Source organism: Allobosea massiliensis, from assembly GCF_042655245.1.
GTDB classification, from domain to species: domain Bacteria; phylum Pseudomonadota; class Alphaproteobacteria; order Rhizobiales; family Beijerinckiaceae; genus Allobosea; species Allobosea massiliensis.
Map to the genome: position 1 here is coordinate 1 of NZ_JBHSLU010000150.1, position 2,004 is coordinate 2,004.

The window sequence follows — 2,004 nt, forward strand, 5'->3', positions numbered from 1 at the left end:
CGGCGCTGGTGCGCCGCCTGCAGAGCGAGAACTGCGAGATCGTCACGGCCGGCCGCAGCGATGTCGACCTGCTGCGACAGGAACAGACCGAAAACTGGCTTTCAAAGACCAAGCCGGATGTCGTGATTGTGGCTGCCGCCAAGGTCGGCGGAATCCTCGCCAACGACACCTATCCGGCCGATTTCCTCTATCAGAACCTGATGATCGAGGCGAACATCATCGAAGCCTCGCGCCAGGCGGGTGTCGGCAAGCTGCTCTTCCTCGGCTCGAGCTGCATCTATCCCAAGCTCGCACCGCAGCCGATCCAGGAGGATTCGCTCCTGACCGGGCCGCTCGAGCCCACTAATGAGTGGTATGCGATCGCCAAGATCGCCGGCATCAAGCTCGCCCAGTCTTATCGCAAGCAGTATGGCTGCGACTACATCTCGGCGATGCCGACCAATCTCTACGGGCCGGAGGATAATTTCGACCTCCAGTCGAGCCATGTCATGCCGGCGCTGCTGCGCAAGGCGCATGAGGCCAAGCAACGTGGCGACAGCCAGATCACGATCTGGGGCACCGGCACGCCGCGTCGCGAGTTCCTGCATGTCGACGACTGCGCCGACGGGCTGGTTCACCTGCTAAAGACTTATTCCGGCTTCGAGCATGTCAATATCGGCTCGGGCGAGGACGTGACGATCCTGGAGCTGACGCAAGCTGTCTGCGAGGTGGTCGGCTTCACGGGCGAGATCGTCAAGGATACGAGCAAGCCCGACGGCACGCGACGCAAGCTGATGAGCGCCGATAAGCTGCGTGCCGTGGGCTGGGCGCCGAAGATCGGGCTGAAGGAGGGCATCGCCCAGACTTATCAGTGGTTTTTGGCCAATCGCGCCGGAGGAAGCGCGCCTAGCGCATCAGAAGGCTCTTTGGTAGCAGGCGCGTGAACCAACGAGCCCCGGCCGTCCAGCAAATTTGGTTTGGCCAAATAGAGAATACTGGAGTGCGCCCTTTGAGGCGGACAGTGTGACGACGGGGAATTGACCGGGGAGCCGGGCTTTCGAAGGATGAAAGCCCATGGCCTGACACCACACCCACAGCATCGAGTTCAAGCGCCAGGTGGCGCATGATTACCTGGCTGGCGAGACGCTCCACAGCTCTCCCGTCGACACGACCTGTCGCGCAACCTGATCCGCATCTGGATTCAAAAATTCGAGGGCGGCGCCTTTGACGACGAAGCCGCCGCCGTCGATACGATCGAAGCCTACGAGGCGCGCATCGCCGCACTGGAGCGGCTCGTCGGCAGGCAGGCCCTGGAGATCGAGTTTCTAAAGGGGGCTCTGAAGCACGGACCGCGGCCGAGAAGCGCGACTACATCTGTCGTCACCGGCCCCGCGGCATCTCTGTCGCAGAAGGATGCCAGCTGATGGGGATCGCGCGCTCGACCTACTACGATAACTCGACCATCAGCATCGACGACACCGAGCTCGTCGAGACGATGGCGGCGATCTCCGAGAACTTCGAGTCCTATGGCTATCGTCGGATGCAGGCAGCGCTGCGGCATCGCGGCCTGATCGTCAATCACAAGAAGATCAGCTTGTCAAACGGCGTGCAAGTTTGGGTCTGACGCAATCTCGCTGATGCTTTGGATCATTGCGCGCCGATCAGACGGGCTTGGAGGAGGTCGATCTTGCCGCGGCCGTACATTTGGCGTTTGACGAGCTTGAGACGGGTGATCTGGCCCTCGGTTTGACCGTTTGACCAAGTCGAGAGGATAGCTGCTCGCACAGCGGCCTCGTCACGTCGGACGCCATTTGCCAATGAGGCGACCAGGCTTTGGGACGCGCGCTCGATCCAGGAAGCCAAAGGCTCGGCCCGCCTCGCTCTGATCATGGCATGGAAGTCGGCGACGATCTCGCGAGCCTCGAACAAGGACGCGCCGCCGTTCTCGATCGCGGCGATCGTAACAGTTTCGGCCTTCGAGAGATTGTCGCGACCAGTGGTCATTAACCTCGCGATGGTCCGGGC

3 protein-coding genes are annotated in these 2,004 nt (G+C 61.6%); 2 read left to right on the plus strand and 1 reads right to left on the minus strand.

Going from position 1 to position 2,004, the window contains the following annotated elements:
- Both fcl and ACFPN9_RS28735 read left to right on the plus strand, forming a co-directional pair.
- Nucleotides 1–923, plus strand: a 923-nt coding sequence (fcl, locus tag ACFPN9_RS28730) for a GDP-L-fucose synthase (RefSeq protein WP_377817988.1), incomplete at its 5' end; no start/stop codon positions are given.
- A 479-nt stretch (nt 924–1,402) separates the two neighbouring features.
- The gene (locus tag ACFPN9_RS28735; protein WP_377817989.1) at nt 1,403–1,603 is read left to right on the plus strand and encodes an IS3 family transposase; all 201 of its coding nucleotides are present in this window, start codon (nt 1,403–1,405) and stop codon (nt 1,601–1,603) included.
- Nucleotides 1,604–1,626: 23 nt separating this feature from the next.
- Here ACFPN9_RS28735 and ACFPN9_RS28740 read toward each other — a convergent pair.
- On the minus strand, nt 1,627–2,004 hold a 378-nt coding region (locus tag ACFPN9_RS28740), incomplete at its 5' end, for a transposase (RefSeq protein WP_377817990.1).